General features: G+C 61.8%; 26 protein-coding genes. 11 read left to right on the top strand and 15 right to left on the bottom strand.

Features of this window, described 5'->3' with window-relative positions; all coding sequences use genetic code 11:
• Window positions 1–42 precede the first annotated feature (42 nt).
• From O3A94_06135 to O3A94_06150, 4 genes are all read left to right on the top strand, one after another.
• Entirely contained in the window at window positions 43–972 is a 930-nt protein-coding gene (locus O3A94_06135) for a histone deacetylase family protein (protein ID MDA1355834.1), read from the top strand.
• A gap of 68 nt (window positions 973–1,040) precedes the next feature.
• Window positions 1,041–1,292, top strand: a complete 252-nt coding sequence (xseB, locus tag O3A94_06140; protein MDA1355835.1) for an exodeoxyribonuclease VII small subunit — start codon at window positions 1,041–1,043, stop codon at window positions 1,290–1,292.
• A gap of 16 nt (window positions 1,293–1,308) precedes the next feature.
• Window positions 1,309–2,205, top strand: a complete 897-nt coding sequence (locus O3A94_06145; protein MDA1355836.1) for a polyprenyl synthetase family protein — start codon at window positions 1,309–1,311, stop codon at window positions 2,203–2,205.
• A 72-nt stretch (window positions 2,206–2,277) separates the two neighbouring features.
• A complete protein-coding gene (locus O3A94_06150) occupies window positions 2,278–2,994 on the top strand; it encodes a TlyA family RNA methyltransferase (GenBank protein ID MDA1355837.1) in 717 nt (238 codons plus the stop codon).
• Between the two features lie 12 nt (window positions 2,995–3,006).
• Here the strand turns inward: O3A94_06150 and O3A94_06155 are convergent, their stop codons facing one another.
• Window positions 3,007–4,197, bottom strand: a complete 1,191-nt coding sequence (locus O3A94_06155) for an acyl-CoA dehydrogenase family protein (GenBank protein MDA1355838.1) — start codon at window positions 4,195–4,197, stop codon at window positions 3,007–3,009.
• A 78-nt stretch (window positions 4,198–4,275) separates the two neighbouring features.
• Here O3A94_06155 and O3A94_06160 point away from each other — a divergent pair, with 78 nt between their 5' ends.
• On the top strand, window positions 4,276–5,658 hold the full coding sequence (locus O3A94_06160; GenBank protein MDA1355839.1) for a tetratricopeptide repeat protein: 1,383 nt from the start codon (window positions 4,276–4,278) through the stop codon (window positions 5,656–5,658).
• A 216-nt stretch (window positions 5,659–5,874) separates the two neighbouring features.
• Here O3A94_06160 and O3A94_06165 read toward each other — a convergent pair whose 3' ends face one another.
• From O3A94_06165 to O3A94_06180, 4 genes are all read right to left on the bottom strand, one after another.
• Window positions 5,875–6,480 carry a peroxidase-related enzyme gene (locus tag O3A94_06165; GenBank protein ID MDA1355840.1) on the bottom strand — a complete coding sequence of 202 codons (606 nt, stop codon included), beginning with the start codon at window positions 6,478–6,480 and terminating at the stop codon, window positions 5,875–5,877.
• Window positions 6,481–7,554 (bottom strand): chorismate synthase, encoded by a 1,074-nt coding sequence (gene aroC, locus O3A94_06170; GenBank protein ID MDA1355841.1) that lies wholly within the window; start codon window positions 7,552–7,554, stop codon window positions 6,481–6,483. It abuts the gene before it with no gap.
• Between the two features lie 3 nt (window positions 7,555–7,557).
• On the bottom strand, window positions 7,558–8,370 hold the full coding sequence (gene fabI / locus O3A94_06175; protein ID MDA1355842.1) for an enoyl-ACP reductase FabI: 813 nt from the start codon (window positions 8,368–8,370) through the stop codon (window positions 7,558–7,560).
• 145 nt (window positions 8,371–8,515) lie between these two features.
• The gene (locus O3A94_06180; GenBank protein ID MDA1355843.1) at window positions 8,516–8,998 is read right to left on the bottom strand and encodes an RT0821/Lpp0805 family surface protein; all 483 of its coding nucleotides are present in this window, start codon (window positions 8,996–8,998) and stop codon (window positions 8,516–8,518) included.
• A 214-nt stretch (window positions 8,999–9,212) separates the two neighbouring features.
• On the opposite strand from O3A94_06180, the gene pdxH reads away from it, so the two are divergent.
• Window positions 9,213–9,803 carry a pyridoxamine 5'-phosphate oxidase gene (gene pdxH / locus O3A94_06185; GenBank protein MDA1355844.1) on the top strand — a complete coding sequence of 197 codons (591 nt, stop codon included), beginning with the start codon at window positions 9,213–9,215 and terminating at the stop codon, window positions 9,801–9,803.
• A gap of 82 nt (window positions 9,804–9,885) precedes the next feature.
• Complete coding sequence (locus O3A94_06190) at window positions 9,886–10,797, top strand: cation diffusion facilitator family transporter (protein ID MDA1355845.1); 912 nt, start codon at window positions 9,886–9,888, stop codon at window positions 10,795–10,797.
• 12 nt (window positions 10,798–10,809) lie between these two features.
• Here O3A94_06190 and O3A94_06195 read toward each other — a convergent pair whose 3' ends face one another.
• From O3A94_06195 to O3A94_06230, 8 genes are all read right to left on the bottom strand, one after another.
• Window positions 10,810–12,048: an MFS transporter gene (locus tag O3A94_06195; GenBank protein ID MDA1355846.1), complete on the bottom strand. Its 1,239-nt coding sequence runs from the start codon at window positions 12,046–12,048 to the stop codon at window positions 10,810–10,812.
• Window positions 12,049–12,245: 197 nt separating this feature from the next.
• Window positions 12,246–13,190 (bottom strand): MBL fold metallo-hydrolase, encoded by a 945-nt coding sequence (locus O3A94_06200; GenBank protein MDA1355847.1) that lies wholly within the window; start codon window positions 13,188–13,190, stop codon window positions 12,246–12,248.
• Between the two features lie 105 nt (window positions 13,191–13,295).
• Window positions 13,296–14,144 carry an SDR family oxidoreductase gene (locus O3A94_06205; protein ID MDA1355848.1) on the bottom strand — a complete coding sequence of 283 codons (849 nt, stop codon included), beginning with the start codon at window positions 14,142–14,144 and terminating at the stop codon, window positions 13,296–13,298.
• Window positions 14,141–15,757 carry a molybdopterin-dependent oxidoreductase gene (locus O3A94_06210; GenBank protein MDA1355849.1) on the bottom strand — a complete coding sequence of 539 codons (1,617 nt, stop codon included), beginning with the start codon at window positions 15,755–15,757 and terminating at the stop codon, window positions 14,141–14,143. Before O3A94_06210 ends, O3A94_06205 begins: the two co-directional genes overlap by 4 nt.
• Window positions 15,681–16,304, bottom strand: a complete 624-nt coding sequence (locus O3A94_06215; protein ID MDA1355850.1) for a molybdopterin-dependent oxidoreductase — start codon at window positions 16,302–16,304, stop codon at window positions 15,681–15,683. Before O3A94_06215 ends, O3A94_06210 begins: the two co-directional genes overlap by 77 nt.
• A 1-nt stretch (window position 16,305) precedes the next feature.
• A complete protein-coding gene (locus O3A94_06220) occupies window positions 16,306–16,767 on the bottom strand; it encodes a (2Fe-2S)-binding protein (protein MDA1355851.1) in 462 nt (153 codons plus the stop codon).
• Between the two features lie 46 nt (window positions 16,768–16,813).
• Window positions 16,814–17,431 carry a hypothetical protein gene (locus O3A94_06225; protein MDA1355852.1) on the bottom strand — a complete coding sequence of 206 codons (618 nt, stop codon included), beginning with the start codon at window positions 17,429–17,431 and terminating at the stop codon, window positions 16,814–16,816.
• A gap of 195 nt (window positions 17,432–17,626) precedes the next feature.
• Window positions 17,627–18,463: an amidohydrolase family protein gene (locus O3A94_06230; GenBank protein MDA1355853.1), complete on the bottom strand. Its 837-nt coding sequence runs from the start codon at window positions 18,461–18,463 to the stop codon at window positions 17,627–17,629.
• Between the two features lie 237 nt (window positions 18,464–18,700).
• Here O3A94_06230 and O3A94_06235 point away from each other — a divergent pair, with 237 nt between their 5' ends.
• The 4 genes from O3A94_06235 to O3A94_06250 all read left to right on the top strand — a co-directional run bounded on the left by O3A94_06235 (window position 18,701) and on the right by O3A94_06250 (window position 21,722).
• Window positions 18,701–19,360 carry a ceramidase domain-containing protein gene (locus O3A94_06235; GenBank protein MDA1355854.1) on the top strand — a complete coding sequence of 220 codons (660 nt, stop codon included), beginning with the start codon at window positions 18,701–18,703 and terminating at the stop codon, window positions 19,358–19,360.
• A 5-nt stretch (window positions 19,361–19,365) separates the two neighbouring features.
• Entirely contained in the window at window positions 19,366–20,049 is a 684-nt protein-coding gene (locus O3A94_06240) for an NAD-dependent epimerase/dehydratase family protein (protein ID MDA1355855.1), read from the top strand.
• Between the two features lie 37 nt (window positions 20,050–20,086).
• Complete coding sequence (locus O3A94_06245) at window positions 20,087–21,127, top strand: prolyl oligopeptidase family serine peptidase (protein MDA1355856.1); 1,041 nt, start codon at window positions 20,087–20,089, stop codon at window positions 21,125–21,127.
• A gap of 157 nt (window positions 21,128–21,284) precedes the next feature.
• A complete protein-coding gene (locus O3A94_06250) occupies window positions 21,285–21,722 on the top strand; it encodes a hypothetical protein (protein ID MDA1355857.1) in 438 nt (145 codons plus the stop codon).
• A gap of 66 nt (window positions 21,723–21,788) precedes the next feature.
• Here O3A94_06250 and hemA read toward each other — a convergent pair whose 3' ends face one another.
• Window positions 21,789–23,006 carry a 5-aminolevulinate synthase gene (gene hemA, locus O3A94_06255; protein ID MDA1355858.1) on the bottom strand — a complete coding sequence of 406 codons (1,218 nt, stop codon included), beginning with the start codon at window positions 23,004–23,006 and terminating at the stop codon, window positions 21,789–21,791.
• Between the two features lie 134 nt (window positions 23,007–23,140).
• On the bottom strand, window positions 23,141–25,825 hold the full coding sequence (ppdK, locus tag O3A94_06260) for a pyruvate, phosphate dikinase (protein ID MDA1355859.1): 2,685 nt from the start codon (window positions 25,823–25,825) through the stop codon (window positions 23,141–23,143).
• Between the last annotated feature and the right edge of the window lie 11 nt (window positions 25,826–25,836).

The following is a 25,836-nucleotide window of genomic DNA, read 5'->3' on the forward strand; positions in this document are numbered from 1 at the left end:
GCTGTGGCAGAAGATTTTAAAGACGATTTAAAAGAGGTATCCGTGGCCAAGACAGCATTTTATAGCCATCTCATCTGCCAGGAACATGAAGCCGGGCCAGGCCATCCCGAGCAGCCGGCCCGGCTCAAGGCGATCCTGGATGCCTTGCAGGCGCCCGAGTTTGCCGCGCTCGACCGCCAGAGCGCGCCCTTAAGCGACATCACCGCGCTGAAAGAAGTGCATGATGCGGATCTGGTCGATCAGATATTCGCCAAGGTGCCGAGCGAGGGCTATGCCGCGATTGACGGCGATACGCTGATGTCTCCGGCGTCCGGTGAGGCGGCGTTGCGCGCCGTCGGCGCAGTCCGCGCGGCGGTCGACGCGGTCATGGCCGGCGCCGCCGACAACGCTTTCTGCGCCGTCCGCCCGCCCGGCCATCATGCTGAACCCGGACGTTCGATGGGCTTTTGCCTGTTTAACAATGTCGTCCTCGGCGCCGAGCGGGCGCGGCGCGAATACGGCCTTGGCCGGGTCGCCGTGGTTGATTTCGATGTTCACCACGGCAATGGCACGCAAGCCGCGTTCGAGCGTGACGGCGATCTGTTTTTTGCCTCAACCCATCAATCGCCGCTCTATCCCGGCACCGGCGCTGCCGACGAGCGCGGTGTTGGCAATATCTTCAACGCGCCACTCAGGCCGGAATCAGGCTCGGCGGAGTTCCGCGACGCCATGCAAAGCAAGCTGTTACCGGCACTGCGCGATTTCGCTCCGGAACTGATCCTGATCTCCGCCGGGTTCGACGCCCATAATGATGACCCGCTGGCAAATTTGCGTTTGTTCGAAGCGGACTACGCTTGGGTGACAACGGAACTGTGCCGAATCGCCGCGGAAAAATGCGCTGGGCGCGTCGTCTCGACGTTGGAAGGCGGCTATGATCTCCACGCATTGGCGTCCAGCGCGGCGGCCCATGTCGGCGCCCTGATGGCAGCATAGGCGCGCTTGGGCGGCCACTTGTCCTGTCGCTTGCCCTGACTCGGAGCAGCCCCTATTCTGGCGCCATCATGAGCAAAAATGACAAATCCGCAGAGGTCGAAAAAGACCTTGAGAGCATCGATTTCGAGAAAGCGCTCGGCGAGCTCGAAGAGATCGTACAACGTCTCGAATCCGGCGATACCAGCCTCGAAGGCGCCATCGAAGCCTATGAGCGTGGCGTCCTCCTAAAGAAACATTGCGAGGGCAAATTGCGCGACGCTCAGCTTCGGGTCGAGAAGATCGAAAAAGACGGCACCCTCAGCGCGGAGCCGTTGGACTAACAATGAGGAGGCCGGTTTGAGCCGCCTGAAAGAGGCGATGGGAGCATCGGCCGCACAGGTCAACGCCGCGCTCGACGGCTATATCCCACGTTCCGCCGATAGCGATGGCCGTTTGTTTGATGCCATGCGCTATTCCACCCTTGCTGGCGGCAAGCGCCTGCGCCCGTTTCTCGTTCTGCGCTCGGCGGCGCTGTTCGACGTGCCGTTGGAATGGGCGATGCCAAGCGCCGCCGCCATCGAAATGGTGCATACCTATTCACTGGTGCATGACGATCTTCCAGCGATGGACAATGACGATCTGCGCCGCGGCTTGCCGACCTGCCACAAGAAATTCGACGATGCGACGGCGATCCTGGCCGGTGATTCACTGCTCACGCTCGCCTTCGAAGTGGTTGCCGCGCCCGACGGCCATCCGGACTCCGGCGTGCGCGCTGAAATCACCCATCAATTGGCCATCGCCGCCGGCGGTGGCGGCATGGCGGGCGGCCAGATGATGGATTTAGCCGCCGAAGATAGCACCCTCGACCTTGCCGCCGTGACCCGCCTGCAAGGCAAAAAAACCGGCGCCTTGTTCCATTTTTCCTGCATCGCCGGCGCAATTTTGGCGAAACGCGGCGAGGCGGGTCAGGCGGAGCGGGCAGCACTTGGGCGCTACGCCGAGGCGATTGGCCTGGCCTTTCAAATCGCCGATGATTTGCTCGACGTCGAAGGCAGCGAAGCCGATCTCGGCAAGGCGGTGCAGAAAGACGCCGCCGCCGGCAAGGCGACGTTCGTCGATCTTCTCGGGCTCGAAGGCGCGCGTAGTCGCGCCGCGCAATTGGTCGAAGAGGCGGTTACGGCCTTGCAGCCATTCGATGACAAAGCCGATCTGTTGCGCGACGTCGCGCGCTTTATCGTGGCGCGCAAGAATTAGCGGCACACCATAAACGCGCCAGCATAAAGGCTTAGGCAAACGGCAAAACCAGAAAAAATCCGGCTCGACAGCCTGCTCGTCGAACGCGGCTTGGTCGACAGCAAGACCAAGGCGGCGGCGCTGGCGATGGCGGGCAAGGTGTTTTCCGGGACGCGTAAACTGGAAAAGCCGGGCCAAAAGCTCGATCCCGATACGCCGCTCAGCCTGCGCGAGGCGCCACACCCCTGGGTGTCGCGCGGCGGCATCAAGCTGGCCCATGCGCTCGAACATTTCGCCCTCGACGTCACCGGCCGGACAGCCCTCGATATCGGCGCCTCCACCGGCGGCTTCACTGATGTCCTGTTGGCACGCGGCGCGGCGCAGGTTTATGCCGTCGATGTCGGCTACGGCCAGCTTGCCGATAAACTGCGGCGCGACAACCGCGTCATCGTGCTGGAGCGCCTCAACGCCCGCTACCTAACCTCGGAGCATGTCCCCGAGCCGGTCGATGCCGTTGTGTGTGACGCCAGTTTCATTGGCCTTCGCACCGTGCTGCCGGCGGCGCTGGCGTTGGCCGCGCCGGGCGCCTTCCTGGTCGCGCTGATCAAGCCGCAGTTTGAGGCCGGGAAGGAGCGTGTCGGCAAGGGCGGCATCGTCCGCGATCCGGAAATCCATTGTGAAATATGCGCCACCATGAGCGCTTGGCTGGAGGAACTACCGGGCTGGCAGCTGCTCGGCATTTGCCCGAGCCCGATCACCGGCGCCGAGGGCAACAAGGAGTTCCTGCTCGCCGGGCGCTTCGCCGGCTAACCACAATTCGCTCTATTCTTTGACGTAGCCGTCGCGGGTTTGCGGCAGGCGTTTGCCGAGGATGCGCGAGGCAACCTGGGTGCGGAGAATTTGCGCCGTGCCGCCGCCGATGGTGAACATGCGCGCATCGCGCACCATGCGCTCAAGCGGCCGTGCCCGCGAATAACCCGCGGCACCGAAGATTTGCAGCGCGTCATTGGTCACCCGGATCGCCATTTCCGACGCAAAAATCTTGGCCTGGGCGGCCTCCAGCACGTCGGGGAATTCGCCGAGCGGGCAGACCGCCGCGCGCTGGATGAGGCTGCGCGCCGCCGCCAGGCCAATGCTCATATCCGCCAGCATCCATTGCAGTCCCTGAAATTCAGCGATCGGCCGGCCGAACTGCTCGCGCTCCTGGGCGTAGTCGAGGGCCAGGCGATAGGCGCCCTCGGCAATGCCAAGTGCCACGGTCGCCGCGCCGACGCGCTGGCCGTTATAGGCGGTCATTAAATCGGCAAAGCCTTTCTTCAGGCCGCGTGGCGGCAGCACCAGCATATCGGCGTTGACGACCATCTCGTTCATCAGGATTTCGCATTCGGGGATACCCCGGAGACCCATGGTTCTCTCGCGCCGGCCCAGTTCCAGCCCCGCGGTTTTGTCTCTGATCGCGATGAAGCCGCCGATGCCTTGTTCCTCGCCTTTGGCGTCGAACACGCGGGCAAATATCAGATGCAGACGCGACACGCCGCCGCCGGTAATCCAATGCTTTTTGCCGTTGAGGACATAGCCGTTGCCGCGCTGATCGGCGCGGCTGGTCATTTCTGTCGCCGCACTTCCGGCGTCGGGCTCGGTGATGCAGATCGCCGGCTTGTCGCCGTCCAACACCAGCTCGGCCGCGAGTTTTTTCTGCGCCTCGCTGCCATAGGTCATGATGATGCTGATGGCGCCCATATTGGCCTCAACCGAAATGCGCCCGGTGACGGCGCAGGCCTTGGCCATTTCCTCGACCACCAGAACCGTGTCGAAATAATCGAGTCCTTGGCCGCCATAGGCCTTCGGAATCGTCATGCCGAAAAACCCGGATTGCTTGAGGAGATCGACATTGTCCCACGGATAAGCTTCGCTGCGGTCGACCTCAGCGGCGCGCGCGGTTATTTGACCCGCCGCCACGTCGCGGGCGCGAGCTTGAAGATCTATTTGTTCGGCGCTCAGGCTGAAATCCACAAGGAAATCCCATCTTTTGCGTGTATTACAATTGTGGCATGGTGCCGGGAGTTAGCTACCATCCGCAAGGGTTCAGTTATGCAAAGCGATTGCTTTGGCTTGGCCATGACGGCGGCGAGCCGCGAGGCCGCCCGCCACTATGACGAAACCCTGTGCGCCTTCCTTGGATTTCGTGGCGATACGGGCAGCCATCTAAAGCAGGCCCTGGCCGCCGATGAAGGCTTTTTTATGGGCCATTGCATCAAGGGCTATTTCTTCAAACTCTTCGCGCTACCCGCATTAGAAGAAAAAGCGACGCAATGCGCCGAGAATGCGCGCGAAATGGCCAAGGTCGTGAGCGCGCGCGAATGCGAGCATTTGGCGGCGCTCGAATCCTGGTGCGCCGGCGATATGGTCGAATGCACGGACCGGTGGGAGCGCATTCTGATCGACTATCCGCGCGACATCCTGGCGCTCCGCCTGGCCCATTTCTGCCACTTTTATATGGGTGACAGCATTGGCATGCGCACTTCCGTAGCGCGCGTCCTGCCGGCCTGGGAAGCAGGCGGGCCGGGCGCCGGGTTCGTACACGGCATGTACGCCTTCGGCCTCGAGGAATGCGGTGAATACGTAGCCGCCCGCTCCATGGGAGAGCGAGCGGTGGAAGCCAATCCGGGCGATATATGGGCGGTACATGCGGTCGCCCATGTGCATGAAATGCAAGGCCAGTGCCAGGACGGAATCGCCTGGCTGAAGAGCACCGAAGACGGCTGGAGCGGCTGCAATAACTTCACCTACCATGTGTGGTGGCACCGCGCGCTTTATCATTATGAGCGTGAGCAATATGACGAGGTGCTGCGTCTTTACGATGCGCATATCCGCGCCGATCAATCGGACGACTATCTCGATATCAGCAATGCCGTCGCAACGTTGTGGCGCCTGGAGAATGCCGGCGTCGCCACCGGCGGGCGCTGGGAGGAACTGGCAGACAAGGCGGAAAAGCGCACCGGCGATCATCTCCTGGTCTTCGCTGATCTGCATTTCGCCATCGCGTTGGCTGCAGCAGGGCGTACCTCCGCGCTCGATGAAATGATCGCATCGATGGGTGCCGCCAAGTCCTACACGCGCAACAGGCAGGCGGAGGTTTTGAATGCGGTCGGAACAGCTTTGGCGCAGGCGGTACGCGCGCAATATCACGGCGATTTCGATCTGGCGCTGAGCTTGATGCTGCCGCTGCGCTATCGTATCTGCTCCATCGGCGGCAGCCATGCGCAGCGCGATCTATTCGCGCAGATGCTCATCCGAGTAGCGCTTAAATGCGGCAAATATCCGCTCGCCAGTTCGCTCCTCCAGGAGCGCACCGCCTCGAAGCCAAACAATGCCCAGGCCTGGAAACTCTTGGCCACGGCACTTGAAGGCGAGGGAAAAGCAACAGACGCGGCGGCGGCTAGGCGCCGCGCCGAGCAGTTGCTCGCGGCGTGAACGACCCAAGAAAGATTCTGCCGAAAGGCACCACCCCCAGAATGCTTCATGCATTCTGGCAAGCGCGACCGCGCGCCCGAGTTAATACGAGGTAGCCAAGAGAGCGGACGCGACCGCCCGGCGTCTGAGGGACCAAAAAAATGCCCTTCGCGCTTGGCTTGCCGCTTTTCCCCAACCCCTCTTCCCCCGGGGAAGAGGGGCTTGTCGTGCGACTCGCTATCTTCCCATGTCGTGATATTCCGCATTTGGGCGGGCATCGACGGCACTGGCCAGACGATTCGAGGCGGCGTAGAAGGCGGCCACTTCGGCAATATCGAATATATCCTCGTCGCTGAATCCAGCGCGGCGCAGCGCGGCGCGGTCGCTTTCCTCGATCAACGCCGGCGTTGCGCTCAGCTTCCAGGCGAAATCAAGCATCGCGCGCTGACGCGCCGGCAGCTCGGCCGAGCGGTAATTGGTCGCCAATTGATCGCCGAGATGCGCATCGCCCGAGAGCACCCGCACCGCCGCGCCATGCGCGACCAGGCAGTAATGGCAATGGTTTACCGAGGACACCACCACCGCGATCATCTCGCGCTCCAGCCTGGTCAGCCCGGACTCGCCCAGCATCAGCTCGTTATTATATTGCCGGAAATGCTCCAGCCGCCCGGGCCGCAGGGTGTAAGAGCGGAAGACGTTGGGCACGAAGCCGAGTTTCTCGATGAATTTTGCAAACAGCGCCTTGATCGCTGGGTCGAGACGACGCTGATCGGGCAATTTGAGCGCATGCACCGGGTTGGCCCGGGTCTTGCCGGGTTTGCCGGATTTGCTCGGCCGCGCCATTTAGCCGCACTGGGCGCGGTGGAGCAGCAAATGATCGGCCAGCACGCAGGCCATCATCGCTTCACCGACCGGCACGGCGCGGATGCCGACGCAGGGATCATGCCGGCCCTTGGTCGAAATCTCGGCGTTCTCGCCGGCCAGAGTCACCGTTTGCCGAGGCTTCAAGATCGAGCTGGTCGGCTTGACGGCAAAGCGGACGCGGATGTCCTGGCCGGTCGAAATACCGCCCAGGATGCCGCCCGCATTGTTCGAGAGAAATTCGGGTTGGCCGTCCGTGCCGCTGCGCATTTCATCGGCATTGTCCTCGCCGCTCAGCCGCGCCGCGGCGAATCCGGCGCCGATTTCGACGCCCTTCACGGCGTGAATGCTCATCATCGCGGCGGCCAGATCGGCGTCCAGCTTACCGTAATGCGGCGCACCGAGACCGGCCGGTACGCCCGATGCCTCGATTTCAATGATCGCGCCGACCGACGAGCCGGCCTTGCGCACGCCATCGAGATAGGTTTCCCATCCCACCACCGCCGCCGCATCCGGGCACCAAAAATCATTCGCCGTGGTGGCCGCCCAATCCCAGCGCCCGCGATCTACTTCTTTCTCGCCGAGCTGCACCAAGGCGCCACGAATGGTGATGTCGGGCCCCAATATGATGCGCGCGACCGCGCCGGCGGCAACGCGCATGGCGGTTTCGCGCGCGCTTGCCCGCCCGCCGCCGCGATGGTCGCGGATGCCGTATTTGGCTTGATAGGTGAAATCAGCGTGGCCCGGGCGGTAGCGGTCGAGGTTCTTGTCATAATCGCCGGAGCGCGCGTCTTGATTTTGAATTTCGAGCGCAATCGGCGTCCCGGTCGTCAGGCCCTCAAAGGTGCCGGAGAGGATGGCGACGCTGTCGCTCTCTTTGCGCTGGGTGACGAAGCGCGATTGTCCGGGGCGGCGCTTATCGAGAAAGGGCTGAATATTGCTGGTGTCGAGCGCCAGACGCGGCGGCACGCCGTCGAGCACGCAGCCGATCGCCGGGCCATGGCTTTCGCCCCATGTCGTGACGCGAAACAATCGCCCGAAGCTGTTGAACGACATGGGTCAAACCACCGAAATATCCGGCGCGTCCGGGTGTTTCATTCCAACAACATGGTAGCCGCAATCGACATGATGAATCTCGCCGGTGACGCCGCTGCTGAGATCGCTGAGAAAATACACGCCGGCGCCGCCCACCTCGTCGATGGTGACGTTGCGCCGGAGCGGCGCGTTATACTCGTTCCATTTCAGAATATAGCGAAAATCACCAATGCCGGACGCCGCCAGAGTCTTGATCGGCCCGGCGGAAATCGCGTTGACGCGGATCTTGTCGGTGCCTAAATCGGCGGCGAGATAGCGCACGCTCGCTTCGAGCGCCGCTTTGGCGACCCCCATGACATTATAATGCGGCATCACCCGCTCGGCGCCCGCATAGGTCAGCGTCAGCAGGCTGCCGCCGTCCGGCATCAACACCGCCGCATGGCGGCAGAGCGCGGTGAAGGAATAGCAGGATATGGCCAGGGTTGAGGTGAAGTTCTCCGCCGTCGTGTCGAGATAGCGGCCCTTCAGTTCCTCTTTGTCGGAGAAGGCGATGGCGTGGACGAGAAAATCTAATTTTCCCCATTTAGATTTGATCGCCGCGAACAGCGCTTCGATGCTCGCATTATCGGTTACATCGCACGGCAGAATGACGTCGGAACCGACTGATTCGGCGAGTGGTATCACGCGTTTTTGCAGCGCCTCGCCCTGATAGCTGAAGGCGAGTTCCGCACCGTGGCTGGCGGCAGCGCGGGCGATGCCCCAAGCGAGCGAGCGCTCGTTGGCGACGCCCATGATGAGCCCCCGTTTTCCCGCCATGAGCAAGCTTGAATCGTTCATGAAATCCCCGAGTTTGGCGTATTTGAGAGGCCCGAATCCGAGCGCACGCATCCTACACCAAAGCACTCGGCGCATGAAACACCTGCGTCCAGCTATCGCCTATTCGCAGGGTGGCGGGATTCCGTAAGGTTTGCTGAGCGGCCAGTCAGTTAACGATGCGCCAGCTGCCGTCCTCTTGGCGGCAGGCAGTACCGTAGGCCTGTTGGGTCTCACCGCCGATGGTGACGGTTTGCTGATATTCGCGGCACGGCTGGCCCGAATCCGAATACGACGTGCGGACCGGCGTGATGGTGCCGCTATTGCCGCTATCGGGATTGCTCCAGGTGCTGCTTTGGCCAGTTGGCGTGGATTCGAGTGCAACGTCGGCAGTGCGCTCGGCATAAAGCTGATCTGCTTTGTCGAGCGATGAGCCGACTTCCTGGCCGATAAAGAAGCCGAGCAGGGCACCGACCGCAGTGGCCGCGAGCTGGCCCGTACCGCCGCCGATCTGCGCGCCGGCCAAACCGCCCAAAGCAGCGCCGCCAAGCGAGCCGAGCGTTTCTTTATCGCCTGCGTTTTGATTGCAGGCGCCGAGCCCGACCATGCCAATTAAAGCAATGCCGAGGGCTGCGTTTCGCACGAGTCTCATGATCCTGTCTCCTCAGTTTAGAGCTATCCGCGGACCGCATTGCCAAACGCAGCGGCTTCACCTTGTCACCATATAGGCAAAATTGGCGAATTTCTCAATATAGCAAAAAATTGTGGCGGTTTTATGTGTTTGTGATCACAGTATGGTGAGTGCTTTTCCTGGCGGCGCAGCAATAAGACGTTAATAAAAAACGATAAAACGGAAAATAATCGGCATGGCGATACGTGAGGACAAAGACCCCTTCGACCTGTTCGCGGAATGGTATGCCGCCGCCGCCGAAAGCGGACTGGATGAGCCAACAGCGGTCAACCTGGCCACGGCGGATGAAACCGGGCGGCCCAGTACGCGGATGGTGCTGTTGAAGGGCTATGACGACAAGGGCTTCGTCTTCTACACCAATCTCGGCAGCCGCAAGGGCCGCCAATTGAGCGCCAATCCGTTTGCTGCGATGTGTTTTTATTGGATGCCGCTCGGCCGCCAAGTGCGCATTGAGGGCCCGGTGTCGGCGGTCTCGGCGGCAGAGGCCGATGCCTATTTCGCCTCGCGCCATAAAGACAGTCAGATCGGCGCCTGGGCGTCGAAGCAATCAACGCCCTTGGAAGGCAGGCTCGCGCTCGAGCGCCGTGTCGCCAAATATGTTCTCAAATTCGGCATCGGCAAAGTGCCGCGGCCGGATTTCTGGTCGGGTTTCAGACTGACGCCTGAGCGCATCGAATTCTGGCAGGACCGGCCGTCGCGCCTGCATGAGCGGCGGTTGTTCGAGCGCGCCGGTGCCGGCTGGACCACACAGCGGTTGTTTCCTTAGGGCAGGGCCGAGGGCGGCAAATAGGCAGGGCCGAGGGCGGTGTAATTTTCACCGCTCGGCTGTATCGGGCTAAACTGGGCATATGACAGCGCGTCCGATATCGAGCGACCAAGCCAAGCGGCTGATGCAGCGCGCGACGATGGCTGCGGTCGGCGTTGCGTTGGTGCTCATCGTCCTCAAGCTTGCCGCCTGGTTGATCACTGATTCAGTCAGCCTGTTATCGTCTCTGGCCGATTCGGCGATGGATGCGCTGGCCTCGCTGGTCAATCTGTTTGCCGTGCGCCATGCCTTGCAACCCGCTGATTCAGAACACAGATTTGGCCATGGCAAGGCGGAACCCCTGGCCGGACTAGGGCAGGCGGCGTTCATCAGCGCCTCCGGTATCTATCTTATTTTCGAAGCAATCGGCCGCCTGTTGGAGCCGCGCGCCATCGAGCAGGGCGTGCTCGGGCTCGGCGTGATGGCGTTTTCCATCGTCGTCACCAGTGCGTTGGTGGTCTATCAGCGCTCGGTCATCCGGCGTACCGATTCGCTCGCGATTCGCGCCGATTCGGTGCATTACGCCACCGATATACTGGTCAATGCCGGAGTTATCGTATCGCTATTGTTGGTGATGTTCCTCGATTGGGGCGCCGCCGATCCGATTGTTGCGCTGATCATTGCCGGCTTCATTATTTACAGTGCCTTCCGGATCGCCCGCGAATCGCTCAACCATCTGATGGATCGCGAATTGCCCGATGCCGATCGTGACAACATCAAGAAAATCGCCTTACGTCATCCCTCGGTGATCGATTGTCACGACCTCAAAACCCGCGCCGCCGGGCTCAACAGTTTCATCCAATTGCATATCTCGATGGATGGCGGGTTGACCTTGGATGAATCGCACATCGTCTCCGACGCGGTCGAAATGGCCATTCTCGCCGCCTATCCCAACGCAGAAGTAATCATCCACGCTGACCCCGAAGGCCTCGACGAAGAGCGCCAGGAATTTTGAGGTAACGCGCTTTCAGTCGGCGCCGGCCGTGGTGCTGACAGGGGTGCTGACAGTGGTGCCGGCTTCGAGGTGACGCGGGCGCATCGGCAGCCACATTGCGGCGAAGCCGACTGCTAGGGCGCAGGCGGCGAGCATCGCGAACAGCCAGGTGAACCCGCCGCCCGTGGTGTGCAACGCCGCAATTATCGGCACCGACAACGCACTAGCGCCAAGCGCGAGGGAAAACTTCAAGCCGAAGATGCGCGAGCGCAGGTGGTCGGGCGTGTGGCGGGTCAACAGCGCATCCTGGATCGGAATTTCACCAAATATGACCACCAGCAAGGCGAAGGCCGCGATCAGCAGGCCGACCTGTGAAACCATGCCGACCACTATCAACAGCGGAACCTGCAAAAACAGCGCGCCGATCCACACCGATTTGATCGGAAACCTGTCGACAAGCAGGCCGGTGGCGATCTGGGTAAAGGCCGCGATGGCGATCGCTACCGACACCATGCCGCCGACGCCGAGCCCCGATGACGCGATGTCGCCGAGCCCCTCTTCGAACAGTTTGGGCAGCGCGATGGTGCTGGTCTGGAACACCACCCCAACCAAAAACGCCGCCATACCGAGAATGCCAATGACCCGCCACATGGCTTGGCGCGCCTCCGGTGAGGCAGCTATTGCCGCCATCATATTTTCCTTCTTCGGCGCGGCGACCTTGTCCTCCACTGGCCAGGAGCGTGACGCCACGACGTACACCACGCCGGTCAGCACGGCCACCGCGCCGGGGATATAGAACGCCGCGCCCCACGATATCCAATCGCCGAGCGCGCCGGCGACCAACGCTGCCGCAGCGAGACCCATATTGCCCCACACGCCGTTGATGCCCAACAGCCGCCCAACTTTCTCTCGTCCCTGGACGATCATCGCAATACCGACCGGATGATAGATCGAGGCAAACAGGCCGATGAAGAATAAGCCGATGGCGATTTCGAGTTGGCTGCGCGCCATGCCGGTGAGGATCGCTGACGCACCGATGCCGAAAAAGAATATCGCCATCATGCCCGAGCGGCTCCAGCGGTCGGCGAGCCAGCCGGCCGGTATGGCGCCAGCGGCAAAGGCCACGAGTCCCGGTGTCGCCAGCAGCAGCAATTCGTCGTAGGGCTGATCGAATTGATGCTGCAACGTCAGGACGACGGTCGGATAGAGGAACACGAACAGATGGTCGTAAAAATGACCGACGTAGAGAAATAAAAGGCGCGAGCGGTTCATTCGCTATGTTCTCTCAAAATCGCCGTGGCGCGGCCTGAGTTTCCGGGCAGCTTACCCACCGTCACGCGACGATAACAGCAACTGCGGAGCCACACCATAATTGCCCTGAGTGTGGCCGCCACTTGAGTGTGGCCGCCACTTGCAGCCTCTTCCATGAAAAGGCGCGCGGCTTCAGCCGGGCCCCGGCGATCCGCGCCTTATCGCTTGGCGCAGCCGTCTACGCAATCGCCGTGGGCGTTGAACGTCATCACCTGTTCGCTCAACGGTACATGCACCGGCACTCTCGAAGCGCGGATGAACATATCCGTTTTGCTGCCCGTGATGACGATGCCGTCTTTGGTGGCGACCTCGTTGGCGTGGCTGGCGATCACCGAGTTTGGCCGCACCAGTTCGTTGATGACGAACGCCGCTTCCTTCGGTCCAGTGGTGAACACATCGCCGATATTCATCACCACAAGCTGTGCACGATAATGCCGGCGCACCACGCTCTCCTGTTCCGCCGTAATGCCGGTATCGCCAGATAGATACGCGCTCAGCCCGTTCGAGAACGTCAGCACATAGCCGGTCGGCGGGCCGACATAGGCGCCAAGCCCGGCGGCAGACAGAAGCGCGCCAAGTTCACCGCCGATCATTGCCGGATTGACGGCGTTCGAATGGGCCGCCGGCACCGTGGTGATGGTGACCCCGCCAATCTGGCGCGCCCCGCCGAAGCGCGCCAGCAACGAATTCCCCGGATCGCCGCCAAGCGCCTGCAGTTTATTGGCGAAAAATTGGGGCATCTCGCTGCCGGTGACGATCTTGGCGTCCTTGAACAGCGCGATGTTGATCAGATTGGTATTGGGCAGCGCGCTAACCGATAGATCCGGTTCGCCGCAGCTCCCGGCATTGGGCGCCGGCTGATGCTTGTCGCCGACATGATCGCCGTGCATATGGCTCGCCAGGATCACATCGATCCGGCCGAGGCGCGGATCCTTCGGGCCAGCCACCGTACGGCCCGGGTCGTAGAGAATGCGCGTACCGTCCGGGTCCTCAAAGATCATCGCCCGGTCAAACTTGCAAAATTCTCCCTTTACCAACCCGAGCGGCGTCACCTTCACACCCTCCGCCGCCGTTGCCGGTGGAGTGAAACCGGCCACGGTCATCGCCAGCGCCGCTAAAAATGGAAATATGACGCGCATTGCCCGTCCTCCTCTGAATGGCTGCACCGGGTATCGTAGTCCGTTCCCGTATCGTAATCCGCCCACCCGTCAGTAACTCGGCTTGGCCGCGAATGGCGTGAGTTGGAGCTCGTGCGTCCAGCAGGAGCGGTCCTGGCTGTGCAGATAGTAATATGCTTCGGCGATCTTGACCGGGTTGAGCACCGCGTCTGGATTTTCCAGGGCGCGCGGCAGGGTCCTTGTGCCGGGCGAATCGATGAGGCCGTCGATCACCACATTGGCGACATGCACGCCATGCTCGGAATATTCCTCCGTCAGCACCTGGGCCAGCGCGCGCATCATGACGCGCGGGTAATAGAGCGATTCTCCGGTCATGCGTTTGCTGCCGCGCAGCGATTTGGCGTTGTTTGAAATCAGAAATGAGCCCGCGCCTTTATGACGCATCGCCGGCAGCGCTTGCTTGGCGACAAGAAAGAGCCCGCGATTGGCGACGTGATGGGCGGTATCAAACATCTCGACCGGTATATGTTCGAGCAGCTCCTTTTCCGGCGGTAGGTCGCGGCCCTCAAGATAGCCGGCGTTATAGACCACCACCTCCGGCTCGCCGGCCTCGCGCCGAGTGATGGCGAAGGCTGCCGCGATTGAATCTTCCGATGCCAGATCGAGCTCAACGATCATGCAATCGCCGCTCTGTTCACGGATCGCCGCCGCCAGCGGTACCGCATTGGCCTCGGCACGAGTGCTGAGCACGGTAAAAAAGCCCTCCGCGGCAAACTTCTGCGCCACCGCGCCGCCGACGCCCCAGCGCGCGCCGACCGGCAGGCCGCTATCGTCAAGTGCTCGGCCATGCGCAAGCAGCGTATTACGCCCATCCGATTGCCATTTAGACGTCGCGCCGATCACCATGGCGACCGGCTTGTTCTCGGCGTTTCGGCTCATGACATGCGCCAGCGGTCTTCCGGATAGAGCGGCAGGCGGCGGATGCGTTTGCCGGTCGCCGCAAAATATGCGTTGACCAGTGCCGGTGCGATGGGCGGGGTCGCCGGCTCACCGACGCCGCCCGGCGGCGCATCGCTGGCTACTATATGGACATCAATTTGAGGCATTTGGTGCATACGCAGCATGCGGTAATCGTGGAAATTGCTTTGTTGTACCCGCCCGTCCTTCAGTGTGATGCGGCCGTAAAGCGCCGCCGTCAAGCCGTAGACGATGCTGCCCTCGACCTGCGCGGTGACGGTGTCGGGATTGACCACCACGCCGCAATCGATGGCGCAGGTGACCCTGTGCACGCGCAGCTCTTCGCCCGGCGGTACGGAGATTTCCGCGACCTCGGCGACGATCGCCCCCATAGATTCGTGGAACGCGATGCCGCGGTGACGTCCCGCTGGCAGAGCCCGACCCCAGCCGGCGCGTTCGGCGGCGAGCTCGAGCACCGCCAGATGACGTGGCGCTTGGGCGAGCATGCGGGCGCGGAATTCGAGCGGGTCGCGCCCGGCCGCCGCTGCCAGTTCGTCGGCGAAGGCTTCCATGGCGAAGGCGGTGTGCGAGTTGCCCACCGAGCGCCAGAAGCCGGCGGCGAGCGGCGTCTCCACCTCGACGTAATCGATGCGCCGGTTTGGAATGGCGTAGGCCCGTCGCACGGCGCCGTCTATGGAGGTGATATCCACTTGGCCGTCCGGCACGGCGCCGGGAAAATAACGCCGGAGGATGGAAGGCCCCGCCAGGCGGTGGCTCCAGGCGGCGGTGTCGCCGGCGCTGTCCAAGCCCGCCCGGAGACGGTGATACATGCACGCCCGGAAGGTGCCGTGGCAGGTGTCGTCCTCGCGCGACCACACCACCTTGACCGGCGCGCCGAGGGCGCGCGCGAGATGCACCGCTTCGACAACGAAATCGATCTCCCCCCGTCGGCCGAAGCTGCCGCCGATCATCGTCGTGTGCACCTTCACCTGCGCCGGATCGAGCCCGGCAACCATGGCTGCGACGCGTTGCGTCAAAGTTTGTGCTTGGGTTGGCGCCCAGACTTCGCAAGAATCGGCACGCACGTCGGCCGTGCAACTCATCGGCTCCATCGGCGCATTGGCCAGATACGGCACTTCGTATTCCGCTTCGACGATCTCGGCCGCCGCTATCAGGGCGGCGTCGACATCGCCTTCGGATTCTGCCGTGAGCGCCGGCCCCTGGTCGGCAGCGGCGGCAAGGCGTCGGCTGATTTCTTCGCTGTCGATCGTGGCGTTCGGACCCTCGTCCCATGTCACCTCGAGCGCGTCGACGCCGCGCTTGGCGGCCCAGGTGTCGTCGGCGGCGACAGCGATGCCGCTTTCGATTTGCAGCACATGGCGCACGCCCGGGATGGCAAGCGCGGCTTCGGCATCGAAGCTGCGCGCCGTCCCGCCTTGTACCGGGCTGCGCCGGATCATCGCCGTCAACATGCCGGGGCGGCGCACATCCATAGAGTATTCGGCACTGCCGTTGACCTTAGCCGGTGTGTCGACGCGTTTCTGCGGCGTGCCGATGAGGCGGAAAAACTTTTGCCGCCTTGAGCGGCGCGCCATCGGGCATTGGCAGCGCCGCCGCCGCGCCGGCAAGCTCCGTATAGGGCGCGCTGCGCCCGCTCGCTTCATGCGTTACCGCGCCGTTCTTGGCTCGGCAGGCACCGGCGCTGACGGCCCAATGCTGTGCCGCCGCCGTGATCAGCATCTCGCGCGCTGTGGCGCCGGCGCGGCGCAGGGGCTCCCAGCCATCCGCGATGCTGGTACTGCCGCCGGTCGCCTGCTGGCCAAAAAAGGACGGGTTGCCATACGCGCTGTCGGCGGGCGCCTGCTCGATAATGACCTGATCGAGCGCGATTTCGAGTTCCTCGGCGACCAGCATAGGCAGCGACGTCAATACGCCCTGGCCCATTTCCGACTGGCTCACCAGAATCGTCACGCCGTCGCCGTCGATACGGAGCCATGCATTGGGCGCGAACGTCGTCGTTTGCGCAGCTACGTTGAGCCGCCCCGGCAGGTGAATTCCGATGGCGAAGCCTCCGGCAGCGAGCGCCGTGATCTTGAGGAATGTCCGCCGGCTCGGCTCGGCGAAGACGTTCGGTGGCGCCATCTCAACTCTCCCGCATCGCTCGGGCAGCGCGGTGGATCGCCTTGCGGATGCGTCCATAGGTGCCACAGCGACAAATATTACCGGCCATGGCGGCGTCGATGTCGTCATCGTCAGGCTTGTCGGTATGCGCCAGCAGCCCGGCGGCGCTCATGATCTGCCCGGACTGGCAATAGCCGCATTGCGGCACGTCTTCTTCGATCCAAGCTTGTTGCAACGGATGTCCGTTGTCGGTGGAAAGGCCCTCGATGGTGGTGATCGGGCGATCGCGAATATCCGACAGGGCGAGGACACAGCTTCGTACCGGCTCGTCTCCCAACAGCACCGTACAGGCACCGCAGCGCGCAATACCGCAGCCAAACTTTGTGCCTGTCAGGCCGAGGTGGTCGCGCAAGACCCAGAGCAACGGCGTCTCCGGATCGGCTGAAACATCCTGGCGTTGCCCGTTGATAAGCAGCGTGGTCATAGCCTTGGCCTTTCCTATCTCGCCACTGGAGTCACTTGGGGCGCGATCATTCGGGGCATGGTGCGCCCGCTTGCGCCCAGGTTCGCGCGGCTGCCATGAAATCTTCGTGCGGAATGCGAACCGCTGTGCGCCCGGCCCCGGGATCGAAGGCCCACAACACAAGCGGATCTTTGTCGAGATGAAAGATGATGTCTTTTAGGCCGAGGCCGCCGGTTTTCCTCTTGTCCTTCAACTGGCGGCACAGCTCTCCGGGACGACGTCCCTGAATCGCCATTTCAATCGGCGCGAGCTGCCATACAGGGAACGGCTCAACATGGGGCACGCCTGGTGGCAGCTGTGCGCCGGCAAGCGGGCGCTGCTGGTGACAGGTTTCGCAGCGCATTCCCGTCCGGCCCTTGTTGTCGGGCCCGCGCTGGACATTCATCGCGTGCGGCACGCTCCGGTCCGTTTGCAGAGGCTTATTTCCAACAGGGTGGCAGTTCACGCAACGCGGATGCGCGAACACCTCGTACACAAGCATAAATGCGTCACGTGCCGCTTCACGGTCGGCGGCGGAAGCTTCCGTCTGGGCGCGTGCGCCGCCATGGGTGAACGTAGTGAACGCCAGCGTCAGCGCTAAAATTGCGCTTGAAAAAAGTACGGGGAAGCGCAAGCGAGAGTTCAAATCGGTCCGACCAAATAATTTTCGTCCGCTTTAAACATCCATCTCGACCATCTGTTTTTGCCACGTCGGAGCGGGCGTGGTCGGATGATTCGTTTTGAATCGCATGCTGACCACAATATAGGCATCCGACGGCGCCAATCCAAGTGCTGCCGTTATTGTGGCACCTTGCCTGCCCAGCTCATACGCAATGCTCGTTCATGTGAGATGTAGCATGCGGTCCCATTGCCACCAGGCGCACAGCGCGTCGCCCATTATCAATCTCTTGTCCGCAACATTGAGCCAGGGCAATTCCTCGGTAAACATCGTCACGCAGTGGCGCCACGAACATGGCATTTTGGTGATGTCCGTGCCCCAAAACATGCGCTCCGGGCCGAACGCATCGTAAACTTGGCGTACATAGGCATGCAGCGCCGGAAACGGATAGGCTTCGCTGGAATAGCCCGGCACGCCGGTCGCCTTGACCGCAACGTTGGGGAATTTGGCCAGCGCCACAAGGTCGGGCAGGTGGGTCATGGCGGCGCCGTCTTTCAACGTGGTGTTGCCGCCGCGGCCGCCGAGGTGATCGATGGTGAGGCGAAGTCCGGGATGGCGCGCGGCGATCTGCCCGAACAGCGCCAGTGAATCCGTCGCCATGACGGCAATCGGCACGCCGGCACTTTCCGCTGCCGGCCACAGCCAATCGAGCGCGCCCTCATGCAGCCAGCGGCGCGCTGGATCTTTCAGAAACATATATCGGAGACCCAGCATGCCGGGCTGATCTCGCCATCCGGCGATCTGGTTGCGCGACCCTGGCGTATCGAGTGCCAGCGAGCCCATCACCGCAAAGCGGGCGGGATAGCGGCGCACCGCATCCATTGCCAAGTCGTGCGCCCCTGGGTCCCAAGACGGCGGATGAATCACCGCGGCGTCAATACCGCCTTCATCCATCAAACCGATCGCTTCCTCGGCGCTGAATTTCGTGACCTGGCGATGGGCTAGGTTGCTCGGCAGGCCAGTTCCCCAAAGATGAATTTGCGCGTCGACGATGTGCATCTGATTCTGTTTTCTACTCCTGCCAATCGCTGAGCTTGCGGCGATTGTCGAGGCCGTGCAAGCGGCGCCATTTGTCCCGCCGCTGTCCCGCCGCGCAATTTCCGCTTTGCATCTGGCGCGTCCGGTAACCGAGAATGTGCTGCGCCTGCCGATTCGCGGTCGGCGCGCTCAACGCATTAGCAAAAATGCGGCGTCACATCGTCCCTTAGGCGAAGCGCGCTGAGAGAACTTCTGGAGGTGCACGGGACGGTGCCGGTCTATTGCGAAACATGGCTCTATCCGCCGGGCGCCTTTCCCGCCGAGCCGATCAATGCCGCCACCAGCTTTGCCCCCGTCGTGCTGGGGGTTTTGGCCCTGCTGTTCCTGCTGCGCCGCAGCGACCAAGGCCGCATCGCCTATGCGCTAGCGATCTTGCTCGTCCTTACCGGTCTGGGAAGCGTTGCCTGGCATTCGCTCCGCACCGATCTCACGCTTACACTCGATGCGCTGCCGGGTGTCATCTATTTTGTCGTTCTGGTGGTCTTCTGGGTCTATTACCTCGGCGGCCGATTTTTCGGCGTCATCCCCATCGGCCTGATCGTCACGCTCATCGCCTTCTTCCGTCCGGGGTCACAGGACGATGCTCGAATCGTCGTGATTAGTGTCATGTTGGCGTTTGCGGTAGGGCTGTTGGTGGCCACATGGCTGCGCAAGCGGCACGCCTTTAAGCTTGCGCTTGCCATGGTGGGCTGTGCGCTGGTCGCGGCGACGTTCCGCACCCTCGATCTCAGCGTGTGCGACACAATTCCCTTCGGCACGCATTTTTTCTGGCATATCTTTCTTTCTACGGCTGCCTACGCTGGCGTCCGCATGATGGTGGTGCTCAGAAACGGGGCGCCAGAAAAAATTACAGATTAGAGCAAATGCAAAATAAATCGACGGCAGCGAAAGTGCTTTTAACCGGGGCGAGCGGCATGGTCGGCCGTCAGGTGCTTGCACATTTGCTGGCTCACCCGGCGGTGGGAGAAATTGTCTCAATTGGCCGGCGGCAATCTGGCATCAGTGATGGCAAGCTGCGTGAAATTTTGCACACGGATTTTCTTGATTTGGCGCCGCTCGCTTCTGAATTCGCTAATATCGATGTCTGCTTCCATTGCCTTGCCGTCTACCAAAGCCAGGTTTCGAAAAAGGCTTATTTCGAAATCACCTGCGATTATCAGCAGGCGCTGACCGACGCCTTGTCGGCGGCAAGCCCGGCGGCAACCTTTGTCTTGTTCGGCGCGCAAGGGGCGCGGACCGATGGCAAGGGCATGCCCTTCGCGCGCGTCAAAGGCCAGGCCGAGAGTCTGCTTCAGGCCACCAGTTTTCCACGCAAATATATCTTCCGACCCGGCCATATTCAGCCAACGGGCAAGCGAAAACCGCCGGGTTGGATATACCGGCTGCTGGTGCTGCCGATCATGACCAAGAAGTTCGCCAAAAAACCAGCCATCGGCATTACAGATAGCGATTTGGCCAAGGCGATGGTCAAGGTCGGGCTCGCGGCGACAGACGAATCGGAAATATTCAGCAATCAAATGATCCGCGAAGCTGCGGCTTCTGATTGAGGGCGAGGGACAAATAGGCATCGCTATGATCCGAGCTATGATCCGATTTTTACCAACCTTGGCGGCGCGCTGCTTGGTGATAGCGGTGCTCGGTCCGTGCGTTGTTCTTGGCGCCGGCGCCGCTGCGGCGTCCGACGCTGGGTTCCGCGATATGAATTTTTCCGATGACGAACGCGGGCGCACTATTCCCGTCGCTCTCTGGTATCCGACCGACGATACGGCGGCGGCGCTCACCTACGGCGGCATTCATGCCGGGCGGGCGGCAACGGGCGGCGCCATCGCGCCGGGTCGCCATCCGCTGGCGCTGCTGTCGCACGGCACCGGCGGCAACCGCTTCAACCAATTCAACCTCGCCGAATTTCTCGCCCGGCATGGCTATATCGTTGCCGCGCTGGAGCATCCCGGCGACCGCACCTTCGACAATGGCGATTTCGGCAGCGCGAAGAATCTCTATAACCGCCCGCGTGATCTGAGTTTTGTGCTGGGTGCATTGCTCGCCGATAGCGCCATCGGCGACCAAATTGATGACAAGCGCATCGCCGCGCTCGGCCATTCGGCAGGTGGCTTTACCGCCATCGCCGCTGCCGGCGGACGCCCCAAACTGCAAAATCTATTCGACTATTGCGTCCGCCAGCCGACCGCCAGCCTCACCTGCCCAAAGAATGCCGGCGAGCCCGGCGAGGAAGACCCGCTATATATCGATTTCATGTCGGGCAGCGTCAGCCTGAAAGACCCGCGCCTTCGTGCTCTGGTCGTCGCCGCGCCGGCAATCGGCCCACTGTTCGATGCGTCCGGCCTCGCCGAGGTGGATATCCCGGTGCTAATCTTTTGGGCCGGCGCCGACGCCATCCTCAACGAGCCTGATAATAGTCGCTTCTATCTCGACGGCATCGCACGGGCACAAGAGCGCGAAATGCCGGGCATCGGCCATTTCACGTTTTTGTCGGAATGTTCGAATATGCTGCGCAGCGTCGCGCCGCAAATATGCACCGATCCACAAGGCGTCTTGCGCGCCGATCAGCACCGAGCAATCAACTCTGAGACGCTCGACTTTCTTTCGCGTCACCTCGGCAATTAATTCTCCGCACCGAGGCCGAAACCGCGCTGTTTTTCTTGTTGCCTGAAAGTCCACAAAATATACCGCGTTCCCATAGAGGTAATTGCTCTCGGTTGCTGGAAGGCGTTATGAAGTCAGCCGCCGAAGCCGCGCCACAGCCACGAGCAGGCGGAGTTGGATGATTATGCGAAGGTTGCTGGGAGGTCACGGCGGTCAAGAAGCTGGTGCCAGCCAGATAGGGTTGCTCATATTTTGGACCGGTTTCGCTCTTCTTCTTGCGCACGAGCTTGATGCCGTAGCGCAGTCTGAATGGCGGCTGCTCCCGCTTATTAATTTAATGGCGGATGAACCCGCGTACACCGTCTTCGTCGCGCTGCATGTCCCGCTGGTGGTGGTCTTGATATGGCTATTCACACACCCGTCAAAAATCGTGCGATGGCGTTCCCAGCTCGCGTTGGATGCCTTTCTTTGTGCTCATGCGCTGGTGCATTGGCTCATGTCGGGTGATGCTGAATACACATTCCATTCGCCACTCTCCAAGGCCATGATTTTTGGCGGCGGCGCTGTCGGCTTGGTACATGGTCTATTGATGCTGCGGTCGTCGCGCCCGACATAACAAATTTAGAGCGCGGCGCGGCGCGGGCCGGGCAGGGCCGGCGCGGGTGTGATTTGACTGGGTCGCCTAGCTGACGAAATTAAGCCCTAACTTGCGCCAAACATCGCAGAGCGCGGCGATCAGCCGGTCCATCATGGCGTCGTCATGCAAGGGGCTCGGCGTGATGCGGAGGCGCTCGCTGCCTTTCGGCACGGTGGGGTAATTGATCGGCTGGATATAGATACCGTAATCGGCCATCAGCATGTCGGAGGCCGCTTTGCAGCGCACCGGATCGCCGACCAGCACGGGCACGATATGGCTCTCGCTCGGCATCACCGGCAGGCCGGCTTTTTTTAGCTCGGCCTTGCAGCGCGCCGCGCGGTCTTGATGGCGCGTGCGCTCGGCATTGCTTGCTTTCAAATGGCGGACGCTGGCGAGCGCGCCGGCAGCGATCGCTGGCGGCAGCGCGGTGGTGAAAATGAATCCGGGCGCGAAGCTGCGCACCACATCAATCAGCGGCGCCGAGCCGGCAATATAGCCGCCCATCACACCAAACGCTTTGGCCAGTGTGCCTTCGATCACGGTGAGGCGCTCCATCAAGCCTTCCTGCTCGGCAATGCCGCCGCCGCGCGGGCCGTAGAGGCCAACCGCATGGACTTCATCGAGATAAGTCATCGCGCCATAAAGCTCGGCGACATCGCAAATCTCTTTGATCGGCGCAATATCGCCGTCCATCGAATAGACCGATTCGAATGCCACCAGCTTAGGCACCGCCGGGTCGGCTTCGCGCAACAGGCGCTCAAGATCGGCCGGGTCGTTATGTTTGAAGATGGTCTTGCTGGCGCCACTGTGGCGGATGCCTTGAATCATCGAAGCGTGATTGAGCGCGTCGGAAAATACATGGCAATTCGGCAACACCTGAGCCAGCGTGCTGAGCGTCGCCTCATTCGAAATATAGCCTGAGGTGAATACCAATGCCGCCTGCTTGCCGTGCAGATCGGCGAGCTCGCGCTCCAGCGTCACCACCGGATGCGAGGTGCCGGAAATATTGCGGGTGCCGCCGGCGCCGGCGCCATGCGCCTTGATCGCCGCGGTCATCGCCTCCAGCACGGCGGCGTGTTGGCCCATGCCGAGATAATCATTGCTGCACCAAATCGCGACGTCGCCAATTTCCTCGCCGGTCCCGGAATAGCGCCGCGCATGCGGATAGTTTCCAGCATGGCGCGCCAGTTCCGCGAACTCGCGGTAATTGCCTTGGTCCTTCAATTCCGAGATTTTCTCGGCGAAGAAGGCGTCGTAATCGATGCCGTCGTGATTCATTTGCTAGTTTTCCACCCGCGCGGCGTTTTGAAGTCCGAATCAGTATCGCCGAAAAGTCGCTATTTTCAATTAAACTTTGTTGTGAGCGCCGATATGCCGCAGGTCGCTGAAAACGGCGCTCAGCCCCGCTTTAACCTCGCTTGGGCAGCGGCGAGGCGGGCAATCGGCACCCGGTAGGGCGAGCAAGAGACGTAATCCAGGCCGCATTTTTCGAAAAAATGAATCGAGGCGGGGTCGCCGCCATGCTCGCCGCAGACGCCAAGTTTGATGGCGGGCCGCGATTCGCGGCCGCGGTTACACGCGGTCTCGATCAGCTCGCCCACCCCTTCCTGATCGAGGCTGGCGAACGGGTCCTGGGTAAAGAGGCCCTGACGCACATAGCTGTCCATGAAGCTTGCGGCGTCGTCGCGGCTGATGCCGAGCGTGGTTTGGGTCAAATCATTGGTGCCGAAGCTGAAAAAATCGGCGACCTCGGCAATGTCGCCGGCACGCAGCGCCGCGCGCGGCAATTCGATCATGGTGCCGACGATATAGTCCGGCACGGTACCGCCTTCGCGCGTCAATTCCGCCGCCACGTCATCAACCAAAGTTTTCAATATTTTTAGCTCCGGCGCGCCCATCACCAGGGGAATCATGATTTCCAATATCGTCGCCTGGCTGCCGTCTATCTGGCTGGCTTCGATCGCCGCCTCGAAGATGGCGCGCACCTGCATTTCGTAAATTTCGGGGTGCGAGATGCCAAGGCGGCAGCCGCGGTGGCCGAGCATCGGATTGTTCTCGCGCAACTGCGCCACGCGGGCGCTGACATCCTCGAAGCTGACCTCGGCCGATTTGGCAACATCGCGAATCTCTGCTTCGCCATGCGGTAAAAATTCATGCAAGGGCGGGTCGAGCAGGCGGATCGTCACCGGCAGCCCGGCCATGATGTGGAACAGTTCGACGAAATCCTGGCGTTGCATCGGCAGCAGTTTGGCCAGCGCCGTGCGCCGCCCGGCGCTGTCGTCGGCCAGGATCATCTCGCGCATGGCGATAATGCGCAGCGAATCGAAAAACATATGTTCGGTGCGGCAGAGGCCGATGCCTTCGGCGCCAAATTTCCGCGCCGTCGCGGCGTCCGCTGGGGTTTCGGCGTTGGCGCGCACGCCGAGGCCGCGGATTTCGTCGGCCCAGCCCATCAGAGTGGCGAACGCGTCCGACATTTCCGGCTCGATGGTCGGAATTTCGCCGGCTAATACTTCGCCGCGGCTGCCATCGACGGTGATCAGATCGCCTGCTTTCACCGTCACGCCGCCAACGCTGAAGCTGCCGCCTGCCACATCGATGCGCATCTCGATCGCGCCGGTGATGCACGGCCGGCCCATGCCGCGCGCTACCACGGCGGCGTGGCTGGTCATGCCGCCGCGGCTGGTGAGGATGGCGCGCGCCGCATGCATGCCGTGGATATCTTCCGGGCTGGTCTCGGGGCGCACCAAAATTACCGCCTCGCCCTTGGCGGCAAGGTCTTCGGCACGCTCGGACGAAAACACCACCTTGCCCGCTGCGGCGCCGGGCGATGCCGGCAGGCCGCGTGTCAACACATGGCGCGGCGCGTCTGGATCAAGCCTCGGATGCAGTAATTGCTCCAGGGCTGCCGGCTCGATGCGCTGAACTGCGGCCGCCTGATCAAGCACGCCTTCCGCCACCATGTCGACCGCGATTTGCAGCGCCGCCGCCGCCGTGCGTTTGCCGGATCGGGTTTGCAGCATCCATAATTTACCCTTCTGTACGGTAAACTCGATGTCCTGCATGTCGCGGTAATGCGCCTCCAGGCGGCCCGCGATGTTGCCCAGTTCGGCATAGATCTCCGGCATCGACGTTTCCAGCGCTGGCGCGCTTGGCTTGTTCGCCCTCTTGCCGCCAGCCGCCTCATTGCCGTCCGCCGCCAGCGGCTGCGGCGTGCGGATACCGGCGACCACATCCTCGCCCTGGGCGTTGATCAGATATTCGCCGTAAATCCGCTTGTCGCCGTTCGAAGGATTGCGCGTGAAGGCGACGCCGGTGGCGCAATCATTGCCCATATTGCCGAACACCATGGCCTGAATATTCACCGCCGTGCCCCAGCTTTCAGGGATATCGTAAAGCCGGCGATAGGTCAGAGCGCGCTCGTTCATCCAGGAATCAAACACCGCCCGCATGGCGCCCCATAGCTGTTCGCCAACATCCTGCGGGAACGGCGCGCCCAGGCGCGTAGTCACCAAATTCTTATACTGCTCAATCAGGCTCTGCCAATCCTCCGCCGTCATGTCGGTGTCGAGCGCGATGTTGCGCTCATCCTTGGCGCGGTCGAGCAAATCCTCAAATTCATGATGGCCGACACCGAGCACAACATTGCCATACATCTGAATAAAGCGGCGGTAGCTGTCATAGGCGAAGCGCGCATCTCCGGTGCTTGCGGCGAGGCCGGCCGCCGTGTCGTCATTGAGGCCGAGATTGAGCACCGTATCCATCATGCCCGGCATCGACGCGCGGCTGCCGGAGCGCACAGAAACCAGCAGCGGATTGCTGGGTGCGCCGAATTCCGCACCGGCGATCGCTTCGATATGTTTCATCCCGGCGTTGATCTGGTCACCAAGCGAATTGGGAAAGCTCTTGGCATTGGCGTAATAGGCCGCGCACAGCTCGGTGGTGACGGTAAAGCCGGGCGGCACCGGTAAACCAAGATTAGCCATTTCGGCCAAGTTGGCACCCTTGCCGCCGAGCAAATCGCGCAGCTCCGCCGAGCCCTCAGCGCTGCCGCCACCGAATGTTTGCAGCCATTTTGTCATAGGAGAGTCAC

Source organism: Pseudomonadota bacterium (genome assembly GCA_027624955.1).
Lineage (GTDB): Bacteria > Pseudomonadota > Alphaproteobacteria > UBA828 > UBA828 > PTKB01.